This window comes from Mesorhizobium terrae, assembly GCF_008727715.1.
GTDB classification, from domain to species: Bacteria; Pseudomonadota; Alphaproteobacteria; order Rhizobiales; family Rhizobiaceae; genus Mesorhizobium; species Mesorhizobium terrae.
In genome coordinates, this window is record NZ_CP044218.1 from 1,508,793 (window position 1) to 1,527,772 (window position 18,980).

Here is an 18,980-nt window from a genome sequence, read left to right on the forward strand (position 1 = left end):
ATTATGCACTCGTTATCGAACACCTAGCAAGGCGCTATTTCCATCGCATCGCAACAAGGAGAACCGCGATGCAAAAGCGCAAACTCGGAACTGAATTGACTGTCTTTCCCGTCGGCCTCGGCTGCATGGGCATGAGCTTTGCCTATGGCGGGCAGGAAGAAGCCGATGCCATCGCGACACTGCACCGTGCCGTCGACATCGGCGTCGACTTCTTCGACACGGCGGAGGTCTACGGTCCCTACGAAAATGAAATCCTGCTCGGCAAGGCGCTGAAGCCGGTCCGCGACAGGGTGAAGATCGCCACGAAGTTCGGCTTCAAGATCTCCGAGACCGGCAAGGGCGCCGAACGCATCGCCGGCGTTGACAGCCGTCCCGAACATGCCAAGGCGGTGGCCGAGGCTTCGCTGCGCCGGCTGGATACCGACGTGATCGACCTTTATTACCAGCATCGTGTCGATCCCAACGTACCGATCGAAGACACGGTCGGCGCGATGGCGGAACTGGTGAAGGAAGGCAAGGTGCGAGCGCTCGGTCTTTCGGAAGTGAGCGCCGCCACCTTGCGGCGCGCGCACGCCGTGCACCCGATCGCCGCCGTGCAAAGCGAGTATTCGCTGTGGAGCCGCGATCCGGAGCAGGGTGTCCTCGATGTCTGCCGCGAACTCGGCATCGGCTTCGTACCCTACAGCCCGCTCGGGCGCGGCCTGCTGACCGGCGCGATCCGCAAGCCGGATGAACTGGGCAATGACGACTGGCGCCTGACCTTGCCGCGCTTCCAGCCGGAGGCCATGGATGCCAACGCGAAGGTGGTGGCGACGCTGGAGCGTTTCGCGGCGGAAAAGGGCGTCACCGCCGCGCAGCTGGCACTCGCATGGGTGCTGCACCAGGATGACTTCATCGTGCCGATCCCCGGTGCGCGCAAAATCGGTCACCTGGAACAGAATACCGCTGCGGCGGGCATCGCGCTTAGCGAGACCGAAGTCGCCGAGATCGGCAATGCGCTGTCGCCCGACAAGGTGATTGGCAAGCGTTATACGGAAGCGGGCTTCGCGCTGGTCAACGGCTAGGCAGAACTGAAATTTGGAAATGAGAGGGGCGCTTCGGCGCCCTTTTTCTCATGCCGGGTGCAAAGACGTCACCAGGGCATGACACTGAGCTCGGGCCACAATGCCACGGCGCGCCTGCCCTTCGCCTCATGGGTTTCGCGATTGTCCGTGACGCGGTTCGGCACAATGCGGAAGGAAAAGATATCGTCGAGACCGAAGGGCGCCGTTACCGCGAGCGTGGCGGTCGAGGTCAGCCGCACGCCGACCGAGTGTGTTCGCGACGCAAAATGGTCGAGGGGTTCAGCGCTCGAACGATAAGCAGGGCAGGTCCGGCCGAAACGATCCGGATACCAAAGATGCACGCGGGCCTGATTGCGGACCTCGACCGGAAGCGGCAAGCCCGCGAAGTGCCGAGTCGCACGGCGGATGATGACATCCTCGGCGTCATAGGAAAGATCGGAGCCATCGCAATAGAAGAGGTCGATGTCCTTGATGCCATAGCCGGCCGGCCGGCCGGTCAAGCTGTTCCACACCGTATTGTAGATGGCGCCGGAGACGATCATCCCGTCCGGCAGGTCGAGATCGCGTGCGCGTTCAAGCGCTTCCCACACGATCGGATCGGCCCGCAAGATCAAGTCCAGCGCGGCCACCTGCTCGGCAAAGGGCAGGCCGGAATGACGCAGATGGTTCATGCGCCCGACATGACGGCGATTCGATGCTTCGGGCAACGCGCTACCCTATCGAAAAGGCTGCGGCCCGCGAGATTTCGCGGGCCGCAGGGACTATCGGGATTGGGGTCTAGGCGGATGCTTCCTGGATCGCGGACAATTTCCAGTCGCCGTTGCGCGGGCGGGTGAAGGTCCACAGCTCCGTCGTTTCGGTTGGCTTCTCGTCGCCCTTCACCACCTTGCCGGTCGTCCGATCACGCATCACGTCGATGGACTCATAACGGAAGGCGGCCGTGGCGTAATCCTGACCATCCTCGCGCCAAGCTTCGGCGACGTCGGCCTGAACCAGATGCACGTCGGTAACATCGTTGCGCTGCCCGTGCTGGGCATTCTCGGCCAGTTCCTCCGAGAAGTAGGAGACCATCTCCGGCGTGGTCAGCCGGCGCAATCCTGCATGGTCCTCCTTTGCGAAGGCGGTCTGGACTTCACCCAGCATGCGCTCGAACACGTCGAGGTCGTCCTTGGTCAGCTCGATGTCCTGCGGCTGCGCTGCGGGCTGCGTTCCAAAACCTGGAATGCTGAACGAGCCAGCCCGGCCGTTGCCCGCCGGAGCCTCGTCATGCGCGTCGCGATTTGCGGTGCGTCCGAACGCGTCGCGCGGGTCGGAGCCGCCGATGGCTGGTCCCGCGGCCGTTGCCGGCGCGGCACGCGAACGGAAGAAGCGCAGAGCCAGCATCACCAAGAGGCCGACCAGCAGAAGCTGCACGATGAAGCCAAGCGCGCCGGCCATGCCGCCGAAACCATAACCCAGCAGCGCGCCGAACAGGCCGCCGATCAGAATGCCGCGCATCAACGAACCGCCAAGACCACCGAAGAGGCCGGGGCGCTGTTGCTGGACCATTCCTGGCTGCGGCTGCCGGGTGGTCGCGGTCGGCCCGGTATTGGGCGTCATGCTGCGCTCGACCGGAGCGGTCGGGTTCGGCGCAGTGCGCGTGGCCGGTGCCGACTGGAACGTACGCGTGCCGCGGCTGCCAAAACTGCCGCCGCGCCGTGCATCGGCAAAATCAGTGGATACCAGGGTGAAGGCCATCACGAACGTGGCCAAGAGTGCAAAGGCACGGGTCTTTCCAGAGATCATCGGGTCCTTCTCCCACCAACCCGCTCCGGTGACTTGCTAAGCGGGCCCAGTTAAGCGGTCCGACATCACGATCGCGCATAGCGCAAACGTCAGAGGGGCCCGGTCCGCGCTCGGGATGTGGGAGCCGCCGATGCGGTTTGCAAGAGCTCGTGCGAAGAAATCGCCGCGACAATCTCGCCTTGGCAGAAGCCAGCCATTCGCGAGAGCGGCGATTGTCCGGCAAGCACCAGAAACGCACTCGACCTCAGATCATCTCCAGCGGCGTCTTGCGGCGCGGCGGCGGGAAGACGGCGTCGAGTTCCGCTAGGTCGGCGGCGGTCAATCGCAAGTCGGCTGCGGCACGATTGGCGCGGATATGTTCCGGCCGTACCGCCTTCGGGATGGCGATGACGCCCTCGTGGCGCAGGACCCAGGCCAGCGCCACCTGCGTGGTGCTGACGCCGTGACGTCTTGCGATCGCGGCAAGCCTGTCGTCGCTCACGAACCCACCCTGGCCGATCGGCGAATAGGCCATCACTGGGATACCCGCGCGTTGCGAGGCCGACAAAAGGTCGAACTCGATACCGCGACTTTCCAGATTGTAGAGCACCTGGTTGGTCTGCACGCCGGCGCCGCTAGGCACGCCGGCCAGTTCGCGCATATCGTCGGTGTCAAAATTGCTGACGCCCCAATGGCCGATCTTGCCGGCAGCCTGGAGGGTCTCGAAAGCCTCGACCGTTTCGGCCAGCGGCACGCCGCCGCGCCAATGCAGCAGGTAAAGATCGATACGGTCGGTGCCGAGCCGCTTCAGGCTGGCCTCGCAGGCAGCAATGGTGCGCTGGCGCGAGGCATTCGACGGCAGCACCTTGGAGACCAGGAAGACTTCATCGCGACGGCCGGCGATCGCTTCGCGCACCACCTCTTCGGCACCGCCCGAAGCATACATTTCCGCCGTGTCGATCAGGCTCAGGCCGAGATCGAGGCCGAGCCGTAGCGCCGCCACTTCGTCGGCAGGGCGGCGCTTATCCTCGCCCATATGCCAGGTGCCTTGCCCCAGCACTGGAACATCGATGCCGGCGGGAAGGCGCGTGGTGCGGATCGCCGGCATCTTTTTCTCCTTGCTTAGGTGCGCAGCACGCCCCCGGTCTGCTTGGCGACGTTTTCGACGACGCGCTTGGCGAGCGCTTCGAAATCCTCGTCGGTCAGCGTCTTTTCCACCGGCTGGATCGAGACCTCGATGGCGATCGACTTCTTGCCGGCGCCCAGCGCCGCCCCTTCGAACACGTCGAAGACGGACACGCCGGTGATCAGCTTCTTGTCGGCGGCCAGTGCTGCGCGCGTCAGCGTGCCGGCCTCGACCGTCTTGTCGACGACGAAGGCGAAGTCGCGCTTTACCGCCTGGAAGGCAGAAAGCTCCAGCTTCGGCTTGGTGCGGGTCGGCTTGGCCTTAGGCTCCGGGATGGCGTCGACGAACACTTCGAAGCCGCAGAGCGGGCCGGAGGCGTCGAGCACTTCCAACGTGCCTGGATGGAACTCGCCGAAATGGCCGAGCACCACCTTGGGGCCGAGCTTGATGACGCCGGAGCGACCCGGATGATACCAGGACGGCGCACCCGTCTCGATCTGCAGCCGGTCGACTGGTGCACCGCAGGCTTCCAGCACCGCGATGGCGTCTGCCTTGGCGTCGAACACGCCGACGCCCTGAGCGTTACCGGCCCAGTGGCGGCCTGAACCATCAAGCTTCGCCGTGCCGCGGCGCACGCCGGCGGCAACGCGGCGCTGGGTTTCAGCGGTGTCGCCCTCATAGGTGCCGGAGACTTCGAACAGCGCCACGTCGCCAAAGCCGCGGTCGGCATTGCGCTGCGCTGCCGCTACAAGACCCGGCAGCAGCGAGGGCCGCATGTCGGACATGTCGGCGGCGATAGGGTTCGCCAGTTTGAGGCTGGGCTGACCGCCGCCGAACAATTCGGCATGCCTGGCCGGGATGAACGACCAGGTGACGGCCTCCATCATGCCGCGCACCGCCAGCGCACGCTTGGCGGCGCGGGTGCGGATCTGCAGCGTGGTCAATATCTTGCCGTTGACGACACCATGGCTGGAAAGCGGCTGCGGCAAGATCTCGTCGACACCATGGATGCGCATGACCTCCTCGACCAGGTCGGCCTTGCCGTCGACATCCGGACGCCAGGACGGCACGGTGACGTCAACCACATCGCCATCACCCTTCACGCCAAAGCCGAGACGGGTGAGGATATCGAGGCTTTCGGCCTTCGGCACGTCGATGCCGGTCAGGCGCTTCACCTCGGAGATCGGGAAGGAGACGACCTTCGGCTGATGTCCCGCATAACCGACCACCTCGGTCGCTGCCGGCTCACCGTCGCAAAGATCGAGCACCATTCTCGTCGCGAGATCGAGGCCAGGCACCATGAATTCAGGGTCGACGCCGCGCTCGAAACGGTAGCGCGCGTCGGTTATGATGCCGAGTTCGCGGCCGGTGCGGGCGGTGGCGATGGGGTCCCACAGCGCCGATTCGATCAGCACGTCGGTGGTGCTCTCGTCGCTGCCTGTATGCTCGCCGCCCATGACCCCGGCAATGGAATCGGCGCCCTTGTCATCGGCAATGACGCACATGTCCGGCGTCAGCGTGTATTCGCGCTCGTTGAGCGCTAATACTTTCTCGCCGTCCCTCGCCCTTCGCACCACCAGATCGCCGGTGACTTTCTTCAGGTCGTACACATGGAGCGGCCGACCGCGGTCGAAAGTAATGTAGTTCGTGACATCGACCAGCGCGTTGATCGGCCTCAGACCGATAGCGATCAGCCGCTGCTGGAGCCATTTTGGCGACGGGCCGTTCTTGACGCCGCGCACCAGACGCAGCGCGAAGCCAGGGCAAAGCTCTGGCGCTTCGATCCTGACCGTGACGGGAGTTTCGCCCTTGCCGGCAACCGGTTCGACCGGCGCGGTTTTCAACTTGCCCAGGCCGGAGGCGGCCAGATCGCGCGCGATTCCGTAGACGCCAGTCGCTTCGGGATGGTTCGGCGTCAGGTTGATCTCGATGACCGGATCGTCGAGATGCGCGTAGGCGGCGAAGGACGTGCCGACCGGCGCATCGGCCGGCAGGTCGATGATGCCGTTGTGCTCGTCCGACAGTTCGAGCTCGCGCTCGGAACACATCATGCCGTGGCTCTCGACGCCGCGGATCTTGCCGACCGACAAGGTGACATCGATGCCGGGCACATAGGTGCCGGGCGCGGCAAAGGCACCGATCAGGCCGGCACGCGCATTGGGCGCACCGCATACGACCTGAACGGGGGCGCCGGCGCCGGTGTCGACGGTCAGTACCTGCAGCTTGTCGGCATCGGGGTGTTTCGCGGCCGTCAGCACCTTGGCGATGACAAAGGGCTTCAATCCCGCCTTGTCGTCGACCGCCTCGACCTCGAGGCCGATCGAGGTCAGCCGCTCGACGATGTCGGCCAGCGTGGCGTCGGTTTCGAGATGATCCTTGAGCCAGGAGAGGGTGAATTTCATGAGTTCACTCGTTTCGTGTCGTTGCGGTCGAGCGTTTCCACCAGCCGGAACCGCTCGCAAACCAAAATCATGTCGGGCGAAAAGCCGCCATTGCGGGCGAAATAAGCCTCGTGGGCCTGCCGCCAATAATCATAGGACAGATCGCCTTCGCCCTCGGCCGCTGCGAAGGCGGCGTCAACTTCGTCGAAGCGCCTGAACTCCACCGACACGGTCTCGATGACGGCCGCCCGGCGGCCCTGGCCGTCCAGCACGACGTCGCGGCGCCCGACCTCAGGCACCGGTTCGTGATCGCCGAAGTCGCGCAGCGCGCCGCAGGTCGCGGTCTTGCGGCCCGCCAGCACCAGCGCCAGCAGCTCGTCCTTCAGTTCCGGACTGTCGCCGAAGGCGAAGGTCACGGCATTGGCATAAGCATCGGCGACCGCAATCATGCGCTGAGGCCACCGAACAGCGTCGGCATGTCGAGCGGGCGGAAGCCGTAATGCGACAGCCAGCGCACATCCGCATCGAAGAAGGCGCGCAGGTCCGGCATGCCATATTTCAGCATGGCGATGCGATCGATGCCCATGCCCCAGGCAAAGCCCTGATATTCGTCGGGATCGAGCCCGCCGGCGCGCAACACATTGGGATGGACCATGCCGCAGCCGAGGATCTCCATCCAGTCGTTGCCTTCGCCGAAGCGCACTTCGCCCGGCCTGGAGCGGTCGCACTGAATGTCGACCTCGAGGCTCGGCTCGGTGAACGGGAAGAAGGATGGGCGGAAGCGCATCTTCAGGCTCGGCACTTCGAAGAAGGCCTTGCAGAACTCTTCCAGCACCCAGCGCATGTTGGCGACATTGGCCGTGCGATCAATGACCAGCCCTTCGAGCTGATGGAACATCGGCGTGTGGGTGGCGTCCGAATCCATACGGTAGGTCTTGCCCGGGATGACGATGCGGATCGGCGGCTTCTGCGCCTCCATGGTGTGGATCTGCACCGGGGAAGTGTGCGTGCGCAGGAGCTTGGCCTCGTTGCCCTCGGCCGCCTGCAGGAAAAAGGTGTCGTGCATTTCGCGCGCCGGATGGCCGGCCGGGAAATTGAGCGCGGTGAAATTATAGTGGTCGGTCTCGATGTCCGGACCTTCGGCGATGGAAAAGCCCATGTCGCCGAAGATGGCGGCAATCTCGTCGATAACCTGGCTGATGGGATGGATGCGGCCGCGCTCGGCCGGCGACTGGCGCACGGGCAGTGTAACGTCGACCGTCTCGGCGACGAGGCGGGCGGCCACGGCCGCGTTCTTCAGCTCGGCCTTGCGCTCGCCGAGCGCCTCGGAGACCCGGTTCTTCAGGCCGTTGATCGCCGGACCCTTCGTCTGCCGCTCCTCGGCAGTCATGGCGCCCAGCGTCTTCAGAAGCTCCGAGACGGAACCCTTCTTGCCGAGCGCGGCGACGCGCACGGCCTCGATCGCCTGCTCGTCGTCGGCGGCGGCGATCTCGGCCAGCAGCGCGCTCTCCAGAACTTCAAGATTTCCAGCGGTGGCGTTCACAATGAGACTCTTTCGATCGGGACCAGGCGGTAGCGATTTCATGCTACCGGATAGCCATAGTTGTTGCTTTGAGCGCGACAAAAGAAAAACCCGCGCCAGCCGTGCCAGCGCGGGTTTCCCAAATCAAGTCAGTGATGCTTGGGAAGGCGCTGGTTAAGCAACAGCGCTTTCAAAAGCATTCGGGGTGGTGTTCTTGAGGTACTCAAGAGCAACCTTGGCCTTGCCGACGAGTACGGCGAAAGCCTGCGGCTCGTGGATGGCCATGTCGGACAGGACCTTGCGGTCGATCTCGATGCCAGCCTTGTTGAGGCCGTCGATGAAGCGGCCATAGGTCAGGCCGTGCTCGCGGACAGCGGCGTTGATACGCTGCACCCAGAGAGCGCGGAAATTGCGCTTGCGAGCCTTGCGGTCGCGATAGGCGTACTGCAGCGACTTCTCGACCGCCTGCTTGGCGATACGGATGGTGTTCTTGCGACGGCCGTAGAAACCCTTGGCGGCTTTCAGGACCTTCTTGTGCTTGGCGTGAGCGGTGACGCCTCTTTTTACGCGTGCCATGTCATGATCTCCTTAATTGGGGCGCAGCCGGGCTCAGAGGCCGTTCGGCAGAAAATTCTTGATGACCTTCTTGCCATCCGGTTCAGCCAGAACCATCGTGCCGCGGGCATCGCGAATGAACTTGTTGCTGCGCTTGATCATGCCATGGCGCTTGCCGGCCGCAGCCGACTTGACCTTGCCGGTCGCCGTGATCTTGAACCGCTTCTTGGCAGCGGATTTGGTCTTCATCTTGGGCATTTTGCTACTCCTTTGCGAGGGCTTGAAGCACCTCTTGTTGTTGTTCCCGGGCCGACCAAAGCCTGGAAAGCAAATGAAACCGCCACGGCATGCCCTGCCGGGCGGTTTTTCTGGAACGCGGCCCTATACTGCAAAGACGCCGGTCGCGCAATCCCCGCCAAGCCGCGACATCAAGGCAAATGGAAGAGAACCGGCACGGTTCCCGAGGCCTGCGCGGAATCGATGACCTCGAAGAACGGCAACGCAACTAGGAAGACCAATCCATCCAAAAGGGTGTTGAGCAGCAGGCGCGGCTTGAACGAACCGGTGTCCCCCTCCTGGTAGAGCGAGAAGTTCGGGATGAAACGCGGCACGCGGTCCAGATAGGCCTTGTAGGGCTCGCCAAGCGCTTTCTTGAGGAATTTCTCCTCACGCAGGATGACGAGATGAAACGCCGCCGCACAGACAACGCCGAAGGCGACCGTGACGACGATCGAACCCATCTGCGCGCCGACACCGACCGCAGCCATGGTCGAAAAGACATAGAGCGGGTTGCGGGTGATCGAATAGGGGCCGCCGGTGACGACACTGTCCGACTTGCGCCCGCCGATGTAGAGCGTCGCCCATAACCGGCCGACGATACCAAGGAAGATGAGAAGCACGCCGATCATCTCGAGAAATTCGTGCACGAAGGTTGCGGGCGGGAAAGTCGCCTGCCCGAACAAAAGCGTGACGAACATCAGGACAATGACGACCGCAAGCACGAGGCGGCGCATGGACTGATAGACGCCAAGCGCACGCCTAGCTTCCGCGTCCGGGATTTCATTGTCCATGTGAGGGTCCGATCGTCCCTGCGTGCCGAGATCCGAGGCGACAAACCACCCAGTTACGGCAGGAAAAAGGCGCTCCGCCGACCGGAGCGCCCTGATTAGCTAATATACTTGAACCTGGCCGCTACGCCATCAGCGCGGCGCCAGCACCATCATCATCTGGCGGCCTTCGAGCTTCGGCTCGGCTTCGACCTTGGCAATGGTGGCGACTTCCTCGCGTACCTTGTTGAGAAGCTGCATGCCGAGTTCCATATGGGCCATTTCGCGACCACGGAAGCGCAGCGTCAGCTTGACCTTGTCGCCTTCCTCGAAGAAGCGGCGCACCGCGCGCATCTTCACGTCGTAGTCGTGGCTGTCGATGTTGGGGCGCATCTTGATCTCCTTGATCTCGATGACGCGCTGGTTCTTGCGAGCTTCGGCCGCCTTCTTCTGGTTGGCGTATTTCAACTTGCCGAGGTCGAGGATCTTGGTGACGGGCGGGATAGCGTTCGGCGAGATCTCGACCAGATCCAGCCCAGCCTCCTCAGCCAGCTGCAATGCCTCGTTGATGGAAACGTCGCCGCGGTTCTTGCCTTCTGCGTCGATAAGCTGGACGCGGGGGACGCGGATGTCCCGATTTGCGCGCGGGCCATCCTTCGTCGGCGCCGCTGCTTTGAAAGGTCTGCGAATGGTCGTGGTCTCCTCGAGCCGTTAGCGTTCTAAAAATTCAGTCCGGTTTTGCTGTGGCGCGTCAATGTGGTGAGCGCGCGGCGCGAGTCAATAGCATAGGCGCGACAACAAATCACCTGTTCAGGCAATTCTGCGCTGCTGTTGCTTTCTGATCCAAGCGAAGAACAAAGCGGGCCCTTTTCGCATCGCTTCAGCCATGCCAAAAAACGCAGCCCACAGGAACCCAGCCATGCAGCCGTCCGCTCCCGAATTCCTCGACGTCGACGGCGTACGCATTGCCGTGCGCCATCAGTCGGGCAAGGCGCCGGGCGTGGTTTGGCTCGGTGGCTACAAGTCGGACATGCTGGGCACGAAGGCGGAGGCGCTGGCCAATTGGGCCTCCGGCAGCGGTCACGCCTTTCTGCGCCACGACTATTCCGGCCATGGCGAGTCCGGCGGCGATTTCGCCGACGGCACCATCTCGACATGGCTTAGCCAGAGCCTGGCCGTGTTCAGGCGCTTCACCGAGGGCAAGCAAATCCTGGTCGGTTCGTCGATGGGGGCGTGGATCGCGCTGCGCATGGTGCAGGAACTGCGCAAGGCCGGCGAAGATCGCATTGCCGGATTGGTGCTTCTGGCGCCGGCGCCAGACTTCACCGCCGAACTGATCGAACCGGCACTGACCGACGGGCAGCGCCGCGACCTGATCGAAAAGGGTTTCTTCGCCGAACCGTCGGACTATTCCGACCAGCCCTATATCTACACGCGCGCGCTGATCGAGGACGGCCGCTACAATCTCGTCATGACCGGCCCGATCGACACGCACTGCCCGGTCCATATCATCCAGGGGCTGGCCGATCCTGATGTTCCCCATGCCCATGCGCTGAAGCTGGTCAGCCAACTGCCCGCCGACGATGTGACCCTGTCGCTGGTGCCCGAGGGCGATCACCGGCTGTCGCGGCCGCAGGACCTGGACCTTTTGGTGCGCGCGGTCGAAGCGCTGATCGAACGAGCCGCCTGATGCGTATCTCCATCCCCATTTCGGCTTTCGTCGCAGCCATTGTCGGTTTCGGCGGGACGCTGGCCATCATCATCGCGGCGGCCAATGCGGTTGGCGCCACGCAATTGCAGACAGCCAGCTGGGTTACAGCTCTTTGCATTGCCATGGCGGTGGAGAGCCTGTGGCTGTCGTGGCGCACGAAGATGCCCATCATCAGCGCCTGGTCGACGCCGGGCGCAGCGCTGATCGCCGCCTCCAACGGCTTCTCGATGGGCGAGGCGGTCGGTGCATTCCTCATCGCCGGTGCGTTGCTGGTGCTGACCGGCCTGTTCAAGCCGCTGACCCGGCTGATCTCGAAAATCCCCGCTTCGGTGGCTTCGGGCATGCTGGCCGGCATTCTGGTCAGCTTCGCGCTCAATGCGGTCAAGACCATTCCCGTCGACCCGTGGCTGGTGTTGCCGCTAATCGCCGCTTTCTTCTTGATCCGCCTGTGGAACCCGGCTCTGTCGGTGTTGGCCGTGCTGATCGGCGGCGGACTTGCCGCCTTCCTCACCGGTCGCGTCGGCGGCCTGCCGACGCCGGAACTATCGACCTTGACGTTGATTGCGCCCGTCTTCACCGCTCAGGCGGCGATCGGGCTCGCCTTGCCGCTCTACCTTGTCACCATGGCCTCACAGAACCTTTCCGGCCTCGCCGTGCTGCGCGCCGCCGGCTACGATCCGGAACCCGGCCCGCTGATCTCATTCACCGGTCTGGTCTCGGTGATCCTGGCGCCATTCGGCGCCTCGACCTCCAACCTGGCTGCGATCTCGGCGGCCATCTGTACTGGACCGGACGTTCATCCCGACCCGGCGGAACGCTGGAAAACCGGACCTTTCTATGCGCTCGCATATGTCGTCTTCGCCATTTTCGGGGCTTCGCTGGTCGCCATCTTCGCCGTGCTGCCGCAAAGCCTAATCGTGCTGGTGGCCGGACTTGCGCTGATGGGGCCGCTGACCAACGCGCTGACCATTTCGCTGAAGGACGAACACGACCGCATGGCCGCCACCACGGCCTTCGTCGTTACCGCCTCGGGGCTGACCCTGTTCGGGATAGGAGCGGCATTCTGGGGACTGGTGGCCGGGCTCGTCGTTGTCACGCTCGACTATCTCAAACGTGCGGCGGCGGGACGAACGGTTCGATAATAAACGCGGCTAAAAGCCAAACAAAAGCCGCGTTTCGGCATTGCCGGCTTGGCCGCAACGCAGAAAGGCTTGAGGCTTTACAGATACTTGTCCGGTTCCCACCCACCCATTCTTGAACGGACTGCCCGCCACTCCCATTTCGAAATGCAGCAGCCGGATGCGGCTGCCTCCAACCGAAGGAACGGGAGAAATGAACACGACTGCACTGATCCGCCCGGCCTGGACGCCGGCAACCATCGCACTGATGGTTCTGGGCTTCGTGGTGTTCTGGCCGCTGGGCCTCGCCATGCTCGCCTACATCATCTGGGGCGACCGGCTCGACGGCTTCAAACGCGATGTCAACAAGGCTACTGACGGCATCTTCGCCGGCTGCCGCCGTGGTGCCGACAAGGCCCATCGCTGGGGTCACAGCTCCGCCCGCACCGGCAACGTCGCCTTTGACGACTGGCGCGACAAGGAACTGGAACGCTTGGCCGAAGAGCGCCGCAAGCTCGATGAGGCTTTGGCCGAGTTCGACGACTATGCGCGAGAGCTTCGCCGCGCCAAGGACCAGGAAGAGTTCGACCGCTTCATGGCCGCCCGCAACAAGCCGACCACGCCGACCACCACCACGAAGCCCGCCAAGGGCAAGGGTACCAACCTGCTCGACGACTGAGCCGGCCCATCGCCTGGAAAACCAAGCGGCGTCGCCCCGAGCGACGCCGTTTCTTTTTTGTTCTGCGAGCGCTCGAATCAATTATCTTCCGGCCATGTCTTTCGCCTTCTTCCGCAATCTGACCAAGCCGACGCCGTCTCCGATAGAGGAGCGCGAACATCATGTGGCCGGCCGCACGCTGCCTTTGCGCATCGTCGAGAATGAGCGGGCGCGGCGCCTGACGCTCAGGATCGATGCCGGCGGGCAGAGCCTGCGCATCACCGTGCCGCCAGGCCTGCGCCGTGGCGAGGTGGAGAAATTCCTCGACCGCCACCAGGGTTGGCTGGAACAGAGGCTGTCCAAGGTGCCGGAACGGCCACAGGTCAGGCCCGGCATCAAGATTCCATTGCACGGCGTCCCGCACCTGATCGTGCACGAGCCCGGCAAACGCGGCACGGTGGTGTTGGGCGCGGACGAGACCGGCCCTACGCTGGTGGTGCATGGCGACCGGCTGCATCTGCCGCGGCGTATCGCCGACTTCCTGAAGCGCGAGGCCAAGCGCGACATCGAAGCGCTGGTGATCAAGCACACCGGCGCAATCGGTCGTCGGGCCAAGAACATCCGCTTCAAGGATACGTCGAGCCGGTGGGGATCATGCACGGCCGACGGCAGCCTTTCCTTTTCATGGCGCATCATGATGGCGCCGGCACCGGTGATCAATTACCTGGTGGCGCACGAGGTGGCGCATCTCAAGGAGATGAACCACGGCCCGAAATTCTGGAAGCTGTGCGAGGAACTCTGCCCGGACACGGAGCGCTGCAAGGCCTGGCTGAAGAAGAACGGCGCCGCTTTGCAGGCGATCCAGTTCGACTAGGTACGGTCACGGCTCGATGACGAGCCAAACCACAGGCTCGGCCGGCGCAGCCGGCCCGAGCGGCAATGCCGAAAATGTGATGATGTCCGCCATTGCTCCGCCGCGGTCACATCTTCAGCTTCATATCGTCGGTGCTATCCAGCCGATATGGCCCTTGCCGGTGTGAAGTCCATGAAGATCAATCGCTTGGAAATCGCTCTCGTCGCAAGCTGCATCGCTCTGGTGCTGCTGCTGGTCGCGGTGGGGATCGACATCGTCTCGGGGCAGCTGTCATGGATCCATCTGGTGCTGCTCTTCCTCACCATCGGGTTCTTCCTGAGCACCGTCACGCGCTACGCCAGCCGCTAGCTGCTTGATGACCGGCGGACAGCAACAGCCTCACTTTCCCCAACGTAAGCTGTTCATGCTGCGTTAATGCAGCAAAGCGCATCGTCAGGCTCCGGGGGTGGATGTGATGGAGATCGACATGTCCACCAGACTTCTGCCTGCAATGCTCGCCGGCGCAACGCTGTTTGTTGCCGGTACGGCTTCCGCAACGCCGATCGCGCCGCAAGCGCCCGCCCCGCTCGTCCAGAGTGTTGCATGGGGTTGCGGGATGGGATGGCATCCCAACCCATGGGGCCGCTGCGTGCCCAACCGTCCCGCTTACGTCTACAACCGGCCGGTGATCGTCTACCCCTATGGCTGGTATCGGCCGGGCTGGGGTTGGTATCATCCCCGGATGGGCTGGTATCGCCGCTGAAGCGAGAACCCCGCAGAACGTACTTAGGCCGGGTTGTGACCCGGCCTCGGTGCCTTGAAAACCTCGGAGCTCGTCGAAACCGTCGCCAGGCGGAACAAAATCAAGCGAAGCTGCGGCAGCAACGGGACAAAGGCGTTCAATCGTCGTTGGCGGCATTCAGTTGGTCAGGCCGCAGTCCCTCGTCGTCATGGCGCGGCCAGGGCAGGAAGTTCCTCTCGAAAGCATTGCTGCCGAAATAATCGAGCGCGCGGTGCGCCTCGGCGCCATTGAAGGCCGCCTTTTCGATCAGGTGCGCTATGACCTCACGCGCCTGCGCAATCTTCTGCTTCAGTTCCGCAACGTCTTGCTCGGCCATGACGAAGCTCCTCTCTGTCCGCCGGCTAGGGTATCCCCTTTCTTCGCCACGGCAAATCTCCGCTTTTCCTCGACTTTGCCGGCTTTTCGTGTCACTTGCCGGCCATGGCACTCGACATCAAGATATGCGGTCTGAAGACCGACGAGGCGCTGGCCGCCGCGCTCGACAACGGCGCCAGCCATGTCGGCTTCATCTTCTTTGCCAAGAGCCCGCGCTACATACACCCAAATGACGCCGGACGCCTGCGCGCGGCGGCCCGCGGCCGCGCCGCGGCCGTGGCGGTGACGGTCGATGCAGACGACGCATTCCTCGATGAGATCGTGACGGCGATGGCGCCCGATATGCTGCAACTGCACGGCGCGGAAAGCCCCGAGCGCGTGACCGAGGTGAAGGCACGCTACCAACTGCCGGTGATGAAGGCCTTGTCGCTGCGCGCCGCCGACGATCTCACGGCAATGGCGCCCTATCGCGGCATCGCCGACCGCTTCCTGCTCGACGCCAAGCCGCCCAAGGGATCCGATCTGCCGGGCGGCAATGGCGTGACCTTCGACTGGCGTATCCTGAGCGGCCTTGACGCCGGTCTGGATTACATGCTTTCGGGAGGGCTCAACGCTGGCAATGTCGGCGAGGCGATGGCGATTGCCAACCCGCCCGGACTGGACATTTCATCCGGCGTTGAAAGTGCTCCGGGCGTCAAGGATGTCCGGCTGATCGCAGAATTTTTTGCGGCCGTGCGGGCAGCGCGCAAGAACCGCGCAGCCTGACGCCGACACAAATCCGGGAGAGCGGCAATGAACAAGCCGGCGATGCCAAATTCCTTCCGTACCGGCCCTGATGAGCAGGGCATGTTCGGCATTTTCGGCGGCCGTTTCGTTGCCGAGACGCTGATGCCGCTGATCCTCGACCTCGAGCAGCACTGGAACCACGCCAAGAACGATCCGGCGTTCAAGGCGGAGCTCTCGGCGCTGTCGACCTTCTATGCCGGGCGGCCGTCCAAGCTCTATTTCGCCGAAGGCCTGACCCGGCATCTTCGCGACATTTCCGCGGCAAAGGGCCTCGGGGGCGGCGCCAAGATCTATTTCAAGCGCGAGGACCTGAACCACACCGGCTCGCACAAGATCAACAACTGTCTCGGCCAGATCCTGCTCGCCAAGCGCATGGGCAAGAAGCGCATCATCGCCGAAACCGGCGCCGGCCAGCATGGCGTGGCGTCCGCCACGGTGGCGGCGCGCTTCGGCTATCCTTGCGTGGTCTATATGGGCGCCACCGACGTCGAGCGGCAGAAGCCGAACGTGTTTCGCATGAAGCTGCTGGGCGCCGAGGTGCGGCCGGTGCATTCCGGCCATGGCACGCTGAAGGACGCCATGAATGAGGCGCTGCGCGACTGGGTGACCAATGTCGAGGACACCTATTATTTGATCGGCACGGCGGCCGGCCCGCATCCCTATCCTGAGCTGGTCCGCGACTTCCAGTCGGTGATCGGCACGGAAGCGCGCGCGCAGATGCTGGAGCAGGAAGGCCGGCTTCCCGATGTCATCATCGCCGCCGTCGGCGGCGGTTCCAACGCCATCGGCCTGTTCCACCCCTTCCTCGACGACAAAGAGGTACGCATCATCGGCATCGAGGCCGGCGGACGTGGGCTGGACGGTGTCGAGCACTGCGCCTCGATGAACGCCGGCAGACCGGGCGTGCTGCACGGCAACCGCACCTATCTGCTGCAGAACGAGGACGGGCAGATCCTCGACGGTCATTCGATCTCGGCCGGTCTCGATTATCCGGGCGTCGGCCCGGAACACAGCTGGCTGCGCGACAGCGGCCGCGTCGAATACGAGCCGATCCTCGACGACGAGGCGCTTGCGGCATTCCAGCTGACCACCAAGGTCGAGGGCATCATCCCGGCGCTGGAATCGGCCCATGCCATCGCCCACGCGGTCAAGATCGCGCCCAATATGGCCAAGGACAAGATCGTCATCGTCAACCTCTCCGGACGCGGCGACAAGGACGTGCACACCGTCGCAAACATGATGGGCATGGAGATTTGAGGTGAGTTCGTCTTCGGCTCCGAAACTATCGGCCTATGTGCTGACCAGGAATAGCGGCCGCATGCTGGCCGAGGTGCTGGCGCCGGTTTACCGTGTTGCCGACGAGATCGTCGTGCTCGATTCGGGCAGCAGCGACGCCACGCTGGAGATCGCCCGCGTCTATGGCTGCCGTGTCGAGCGCAGGGCGTTCGATAACTTCGCGGCGCAGAGACAGGCCGCGCAAGACCTGTGCAGTCATGACCACGTTCTGTTCGTCGACAGCGACGAAGTCATGAGCGATGCACTGGTCGATGCTGTGCTCCAGGTGAAGCGACAAGGTTTTCCCGGTCACGTCTATGCCTTCCGTCGGGAATGGTATGTGATGGGGCGCAAGGTGCGTGGGCTCTATCCCGTCAACAGTCCTGACTACCCAATTCGCCTGCTTGACCGCCGCAAAAGCGATTTCTGCAACTCTTCCATCGTGCATGAATCGCCGTCCAATTCCGACGATCCGGTGGTGCTCGACAGGCCACTCAGCCATTTCACCTTTCCAACCAAGGCGGAATTCAACAAGAAGCTGGCCTTCTACTCCTCGCTTCACGCCGACACAGTGCTCGGCTGGAACAAGCCGGTACCATCCCGCACAAATGCCGCCGTCCGCGCTGTTTCCGCCTTCTGCAAATGGTATTTCATGAAACGCCTCGTGCTCGACGGACGCGCCGGTTTTCATTGCGCGCGTTATGCGGCGCGTTACACCTATCTGAAATATGAGCACGCCCGCCAGGCACATGGCCGTGGCGACAGGGATGGGCGCACGATCACCAAGATAATGGGCATAGTGATGGGTATGGTGGCGATATGAGCACCTTCGAGATCTATCATTCCAGGCAAAACCGCCATCACTATGTCGCGGTTGAAGCCGGTGACTTGCGCGACAACGCCAATGGCGTGCGTGAAAGCCAGAATCTCAAGTTCCTCACCAACGTGGCCGACGATGGTGAACCGCGCATCGCCTTCGATCCGAACCAGGCGCGCAGCCGCATCGCACGCGACGGCTTCTACGCCTTCAATGTGACCATCGAAATCCGCGAACATCCGGAATGAGGTGGATGTTTCGACGGCTGAAAAACGAAGTGCGGCGCGATCCAGCAGCAGCCGGCACCGCAAGACACCTTTATCGGACAATGAAGGGCATGGCATGACCACCCGCATCGACCGCCGCATGGCGAAACTGAAGGAAGAGGGCCGGCCGGCACTCGTCACCTATTTCATGGGCGGCGACCCGGACTACGAGACCTCCCTGTCGATCATGAAGGCACTGCCCAAGGCCGGCAGCGATGTCATCGAACTGGGCATGCCGTTCTCTGATCCGATGGCCGATGGTCCGGCCATCCAGGCGGCCGGGCTACGCGCGCTGAAAGGCGGGCAGACGCTGGCGAAGACCCTGCGCATGGCGGCCGAGTTCCGCAAGGGCGACGATGAGACGCCGATCGTTTTGATGGGCTACTACAACCCGATCTACATCTATGGCGTCGATCGTTTCCTCGCCGAGGCCAAGGCCTCCGGCATCGACGGGCTGATCGTGGTCGACCTGCCGCCGGAGATGGACGAGGAACTGTGCATTCCGGCGCTAAAGGCCGGCATCAATTTCATTCGCCTCGCCACCCCGACAACCGACGACAAGCGGCTGCCCAAGGTGCTCGAGAACACCTCCGGCTTCGTCTACTACGTCTCGATGACCGGCATCACCGGCTCGGCATTGGCCGATACCGGCAAGGTGGCGGCCGCCGTGAGGCGGATCAAGGGCCACACCGACCTGCCGGTCTGCGTCGGCTTCGGCGTCAAGACCGCCGAACAGGCACGGGTCATCGGCGGTTCCGCCGACGGCGTCGTCGTCGGTACGGCGATCGTCAACGCCGTGGCCAATGTGCTGGGGCCAAAGGGCGAAAAGACCGCTGACCCGGCCGAAGCCGTGGCCACGCTTGTCGAAGGCCTGGCACATGGCGTGCGCCGCGCCCGCCTTGCTGCCGCCGAATAGTTTTC

The 18,980-nt window shown here is 63.4% G+C and carries 23 protein-coding genes; 12 read left to right on the plus strand and 11 right to left on the minus strand.

Annotation, left to right across the window (positions count from 1 at the left end; genetic code table 11):
* Nucleotides 1-68 precede the first annotated feature (68 nt).
* The gene (locus FZF13_RS08430) at nucleotides 69-1,064 is read left to right on the plus strand and encodes an aldo/keto reductase (protein ID WP_024924231.1); all 996 of its coding nucleotides are present in this window, start codon (nucleotides 69-71) and stop codon (nucleotides 1,062-1,064) included.
* A 68-nt stretch (nucleotides 1,065-1,132) separates the two neighbouring features.
* Here FZF13_RS08430 and FZF13_RS08435 read toward each other — a convergent pair whose 3' ends face one another.
* The 10 genes from FZF13_RS08435 to infC all read right to left on the minus strand — a co-directional run bounded on the left by FZF13_RS08435 (nucleotide 1,133) and on the right by infC (nucleotide 10,148).
* The gene (locus FZF13_RS08435) at nucleotides 1,133-1,735 is read right to left on the minus strand and encodes a nucleotidyltransferase family protein (RefSeq protein ID WP_024924232.1); all 603 of its coding nucleotides are present in this window, start codon (nucleotides 1,733-1,735) and stop codon (nucleotides 1,133-1,135) included.
* 106 nt (nucleotides 1,736-1,841) lie between these two features.
* The gene (locus FZF13_RS08440; protein WP_024924233.1) at nucleotides 1,842-2,849 is read right to left on the minus strand and encodes a Tim44 domain-containing protein; all 1,008 of its coding nucleotides are present in this window, start codon (nucleotides 2,847-2,849) and stop codon (nucleotides 1,842-1,844) included.
* Nucleotides 2,850-3,093: 244 nt separating this feature from the next.
* The gene (locus FZF13_RS08445) at nucleotides 3,094-3,936 is read right to left on the minus strand and encodes an aldo/keto reductase (RefSeq protein ID WP_024924234.1); all 843 of its coding nucleotides are present in this window, start codon (nucleotides 3,934-3,936) and stop codon (nucleotides 3,094-3,096) included.
* Between the two features lie 14 nt (nucleotides 3,937-3,950).
* Nucleotides 3,951-6,356: a phenylalanine--tRNA ligase subunit beta gene (gene pheT, locus FZF13_RS08450; protein ID WP_024924235.1), complete on the minus strand. Its 2,406-nt coding sequence runs from the start codon at nucleotides 6,354-6,356 to the stop codon at nucleotides 3,951-3,953.
* Nucleotides 6,353-6,784, minus strand: a complete 432-nt coding sequence (locus FZF13_RS08455; protein ID WP_024924236.1) for an ASCH domain-containing protein — start codon at nucleotides 6,782-6,784, stop codon at nucleotides 6,353-6,355. Before FZF13_RS08455 ends, pheT begins: the two co-directional genes overlap by 4 nt.
* On the minus strand, nucleotides 6,781-7,878 hold the full coding sequence (gene pheS, locus FZF13_RS08460; protein ID WP_024924237.1) for a phenylalanine--tRNA ligase subunit alpha: 1,098 nt from the start codon (nucleotides 7,876-7,878) through the stop codon (nucleotides 6,781-6,783). Before pheS ends, FZF13_RS08455 begins: the two co-directional genes overlap by 4 nt.
* A 153-nt stretch (nucleotides 7,879-8,031) precedes the next feature.
* Nucleotides 8,032-8,433: a 50S ribosomal protein L20 gene (gene rplT / locus FZF13_RS08465; protein ID WP_024924238.1), complete on the minus strand. Its 402-nt coding sequence runs from the start codon at nucleotides 8,431-8,433 to the stop codon at nucleotides 8,032-8,034.
* Nucleotides 8,434-8,466: 33 nt separating this feature from the next.
* Nucleotides 8,467-8,670, minus strand: a complete 204-nt coding sequence (gene rpmI, locus FZF13_RS08470) for a 50S ribosomal protein L35 (RefSeq protein ID WP_024924239.1) — start codon at nucleotides 8,668-8,670, stop codon at nucleotides 8,467-8,469.
* Nucleotides 8,671-8,840: 170 nt separating this feature from the next.
* Nucleotides 8,841-9,482 carry a methyltransferase family protein gene (locus FZF13_RS08475; protein WP_024924240.1) on the minus strand — a complete coding sequence of 214 codons (642 nt, stop codon included), beginning with the start codon at nucleotides 9,480-9,482 and terminating at the stop codon, nucleotides 8,841-8,843.
* Nucleotides 9,483-9,611: 129 nt separating this feature from the next.
* On the minus strand, nucleotides 9,612-10,148 hold the full coding sequence (infC, locus tag FZF13_RS08480) for a translation initiation factor IF-3 (RefSeq protein WP_081766874.1): 537 nt from the start codon (nucleotides 10,146-10,148) through the stop codon (nucleotides 9,612-9,614).
* 229 nt (nucleotides 10,149-10,377) lie between these two features.
* Here infC and FZF13_RS08485 point away from each other — a divergent pair, with 229 nt between their 5' ends.
* From FZF13_RS08485 to FZF13_RS08505, 6 genes are all read left to right on the plus strand, one after another.
* Nucleotides 10,378-11,148 (plus strand): alpha/beta hydrolase, encoded by a 771-nt coding sequence (locus FZF13_RS08485; protein WP_024924242.1) that lies wholly within the window; start codon nucleotides 10,378-10,380, stop codon nucleotides 11,146-11,148.
* Nucleotides 11,148-12,311: a benzoate/H(+) symporter BenE family transporter gene (locus tag FZF13_RS08490; protein WP_024924243.1), complete on the plus strand. Its 1,164-nt coding sequence runs from the start codon at nucleotides 11,148-11,150 to the stop codon at nucleotides 12,309-12,311. The genes FZF13_RS08485 and FZF13_RS08490 overlap by 1 nt, the downstream gene beginning before the upstream one ends.
* A 190-nt stretch (nucleotides 12,312-12,501) precedes the next feature.
* Complete coding sequence (locus FZF13_RS08495) at nucleotides 12,502-12,966, plus strand: DUF2852 domain-containing protein (RefSeq protein ID WP_024924244.1); 465 nt, start codon at nucleotides 12,502-12,504, stop codon at nucleotides 12,964-12,966.
* A 94-nt stretch (nucleotides 12,967-13,060) separates the two neighbouring features.
* Nucleotides 13,061-13,819, plus strand: a complete 759-nt coding sequence (locus FZF13_RS08500; protein WP_024924245.1) for a M48 family metallopeptidase — start codon at nucleotides 13,061-13,063, stop codon at nucleotides 13,817-13,819.
* A gap of 171 nt (nucleotides 13,820-13,990) precedes the next feature.
* Entirely contained in the window at nucleotides 13,991-14,167 is a 177-nt protein-coding gene (locus tag FZF13_RS28895) for a hypothetical protein (RefSeq protein WP_161773087.1), read from the plus strand.
* Nucleotides 14,168-14,285: 118 nt separating this feature from the next.
* Nucleotides 14,286-14,561, plus strand: a complete 276-nt coding sequence (locus FZF13_RS08505; protein ID WP_081766879.1) for a GCG_CRPN prefix-to-repeats domain-containing protein — start codon at nucleotides 14,286-14,288, stop codon at nucleotides 14,559-14,561.
* A 136-nt stretch (nucleotides 14,562-14,697) separates the two neighbouring features.
* Here the strand turns inward: FZF13_RS08505 and FZF13_RS08510 are convergent, their stop codons facing one another.
* Nucleotides 14,698-14,916, minus strand: coding sequence for a hypothetical protein (locus FZF13_RS08510; protein ID WP_024924247.1), 219 nt, complete (start codon nucleotides 14,914-14,916; stop codon nucleotides 14,698-14,700).
* Nucleotides 14,917-15,020: 104 nt separating this feature from the next.
* On the opposite strand from FZF13_RS08510, the gene FZF13_RS08515 reads away from it, so the two are divergent.
* The 5 genes from FZF13_RS08515 to trpA all read left to right on the plus strand — a co-directional run bounded on the left by FZF13_RS08515 (nucleotide 15,021) and on the right by trpA (nucleotide 18,975).
* Nucleotides 15,021-15,680, plus strand: coding sequence for a phosphoribosylanthranilate isomerase (locus tag FZF13_RS08515; protein WP_024924248.1), 660 nt, complete (start codon nucleotides 15,021-15,023; stop codon nucleotides 15,678-15,680).
* Nucleotides 15,681-15,707: 27 nt separating this feature from the next.
* Complete coding sequence (gene trpB, locus FZF13_RS08520; RefSeq protein WP_024924249.1) at nucleotides 15,708-16,958, plus strand: tryptophan synthase subunit beta; 1,251 nt, start codon at nucleotides 15,708-15,710, stop codon at nucleotides 16,956-16,958.
* A gap of 1 nt (nucleotide 16,959) precedes the next feature.
* Nucleotides 16,960-17,799, plus strand: coding sequence for a glycosyltransferase family 2 protein (locus FZF13_RS08525; RefSeq protein WP_024924250.1), 840 nt, complete (start codon nucleotides 16,960-16,962; stop codon nucleotides 17,797-17,799).
* On the plus strand, nucleotides 17,796-18,041 hold the full coding sequence (locus tag FZF13_RS08530; protein ID WP_024924251.1) for a hypothetical protein: 246 nt from the start codon (nucleotides 17,796-17,798) through the stop codon (nucleotides 18,039-18,041). Before FZF13_RS08525 ends, FZF13_RS08530 begins: the two co-directional genes overlap by 4 nt.
* 94 nt (nucleotides 18,042-18,135) lie before the next feature.
* Nucleotides 18,136-18,975 carry a tryptophan synthase subunit alpha gene (trpA, locus tag FZF13_RS08535; protein WP_024924252.1) on the plus strand — a complete coding sequence of 280 codons (840 nt, stop codon included), beginning with the start codon at nucleotides 18,136-18,138 and terminating at the stop codon, nucleotides 18,973-18,975.
* Nucleotides 18,976-18,980 lie beyond the last annotated feature (5 nt).

Bases quoted from the DNA above. Each gene is read 5' to 3' on its own strand.
- FZF13_RS08430 (WP_024924231.1), top strand. From the start codon at position 69: ATGCAAAAGCGCAAACTCGGAACTGAATTGACTGTCTTTCCCGTCGGC.
- FZF13_RS08435 (WP_024924232.1), bottom strand. From the start codon at position 1,735: ATGAACCATCTGCGTCATTCCGGCCTGCCCTTTGCCGAGCAGGTGGCC.
- FZF13_RS08440 (WP_024924233.1), bottom strand. From the start codon at position 2,849: ATGATCTCTGGAAAGACCCGTGCCTTTGCACTCTTGGCCACGTTCGTG.
- FZF13_RS08445 (WP_024924234.1), bottom strand. From the start codon at position 3,936: ATGCCGGCGATCCGCACCACGCGCCTTCCCGCCGGCATCGATGTTCCA.
- pheT (WP_024924235.1), bottom strand. From the start codon at position 6,356: ATGAAATTCACCCTCTCCTGGCTCAAGGATCATCTCGAAACCGACGCC.
- FZF13_RS08455 (WP_024924236.1), bottom strand. From the start codon at position 6,784: ATGATTGCGGTCGCCGATGCTTATGCCAATGCCGTGACCTTCGCCTTC.
- rplT (WP_024924238.1), bottom strand. From the start codon at position 8,433: ATGGCACGCGTAAAAAGAGGCGTCACCGCTCACGCCAAGCACAAGAAG.
- rpmI (WP_024924239.1), bottom strand. From the start codon at position 8,670: ATGCCCAAGATGAAGACCAAATCCGCTGCCAAGAAGCGGTTCAAGATC.
- FZF13_RS08475 (WP_024924240.1), bottom strand. From the start codon at position 9,482: ATGGACAATGAAATCCCGGACGCGGAAGCTAGGCGTGCGCTTGGCGTC.
- FZF13_RS08485 (WP_024924242.1), top strand. From the start codon at position 10,378: ATGCAGCCGTCCGCTCCCGAATTCCTCGACGTCGACGGCGTACGCATT.
- FZF13_RS08490 (WP_024924243.1), top strand. From the start codon at position 11,148: ATGCGTATCTCCATCCCCATTTCGGCTTTCGTCGCAGCCATTGTCGGT.
- FZF13_RS08495 (WP_024924244.1), top strand. From the start codon at position 12,502: ATGAACACGACTGCACTGATCCGCCCGGCCTGGACGCCGGCAACCATC.
- FZF13_RS08500 (WP_024924245.1), top strand. From the start codon at position 13,061: ATGTCTTTCGCCTTCTTCCGCAATCTGACCAAGCCGACGCCGTCTCCG.
- FZF13_RS28895 (WP_161773087.1), top strand. From the start codon at position 13,991: ATGAAGATCAATCGCTTGGAAATCGCTCTCGTCGCAAGCTGCATCGCT.
- FZF13_RS08505 (WP_081766879.1), top strand. From the start codon at position 14,286: ATGTCCACCAGACTTCTGCCTGCAATGCTCGCCGGCGCAACGCTGTTT.
- FZF13_RS08510 (WP_024924247.1), bottom strand. From the start codon at position 14,916: ATGGCCGAGCAAGACGTTGCGGAACTGAAGCAGAAGATTGCGCAGGCG.
- FZF13_RS08515 (WP_024924248.1), top strand. From the start codon at position 15,021: ATGGCACTCGACATCAAGATATGCGGTCTGAAGACCGACGAGGCGCTG.
- trpB (WP_024924249.1), top strand. From the start codon at position 15,708: ATGAACAAGCCGGCGATGCCAAATTCCTTCCGTACCGGCCCTGATGAG.
- FZF13_RS08530 (WP_024924251.1), top strand. From the start codon at position 17,796: ATGAGCACCTTCGAGATCTATCATTCCAGGCAAAACCGCCATCACTAT.
- trpA (WP_024924252.1), top strand. From the start codon at position 18,136: ATGACCACCCGCATCGACCGCCGCATGGCGAAACTGAAGGAAGAGGGC.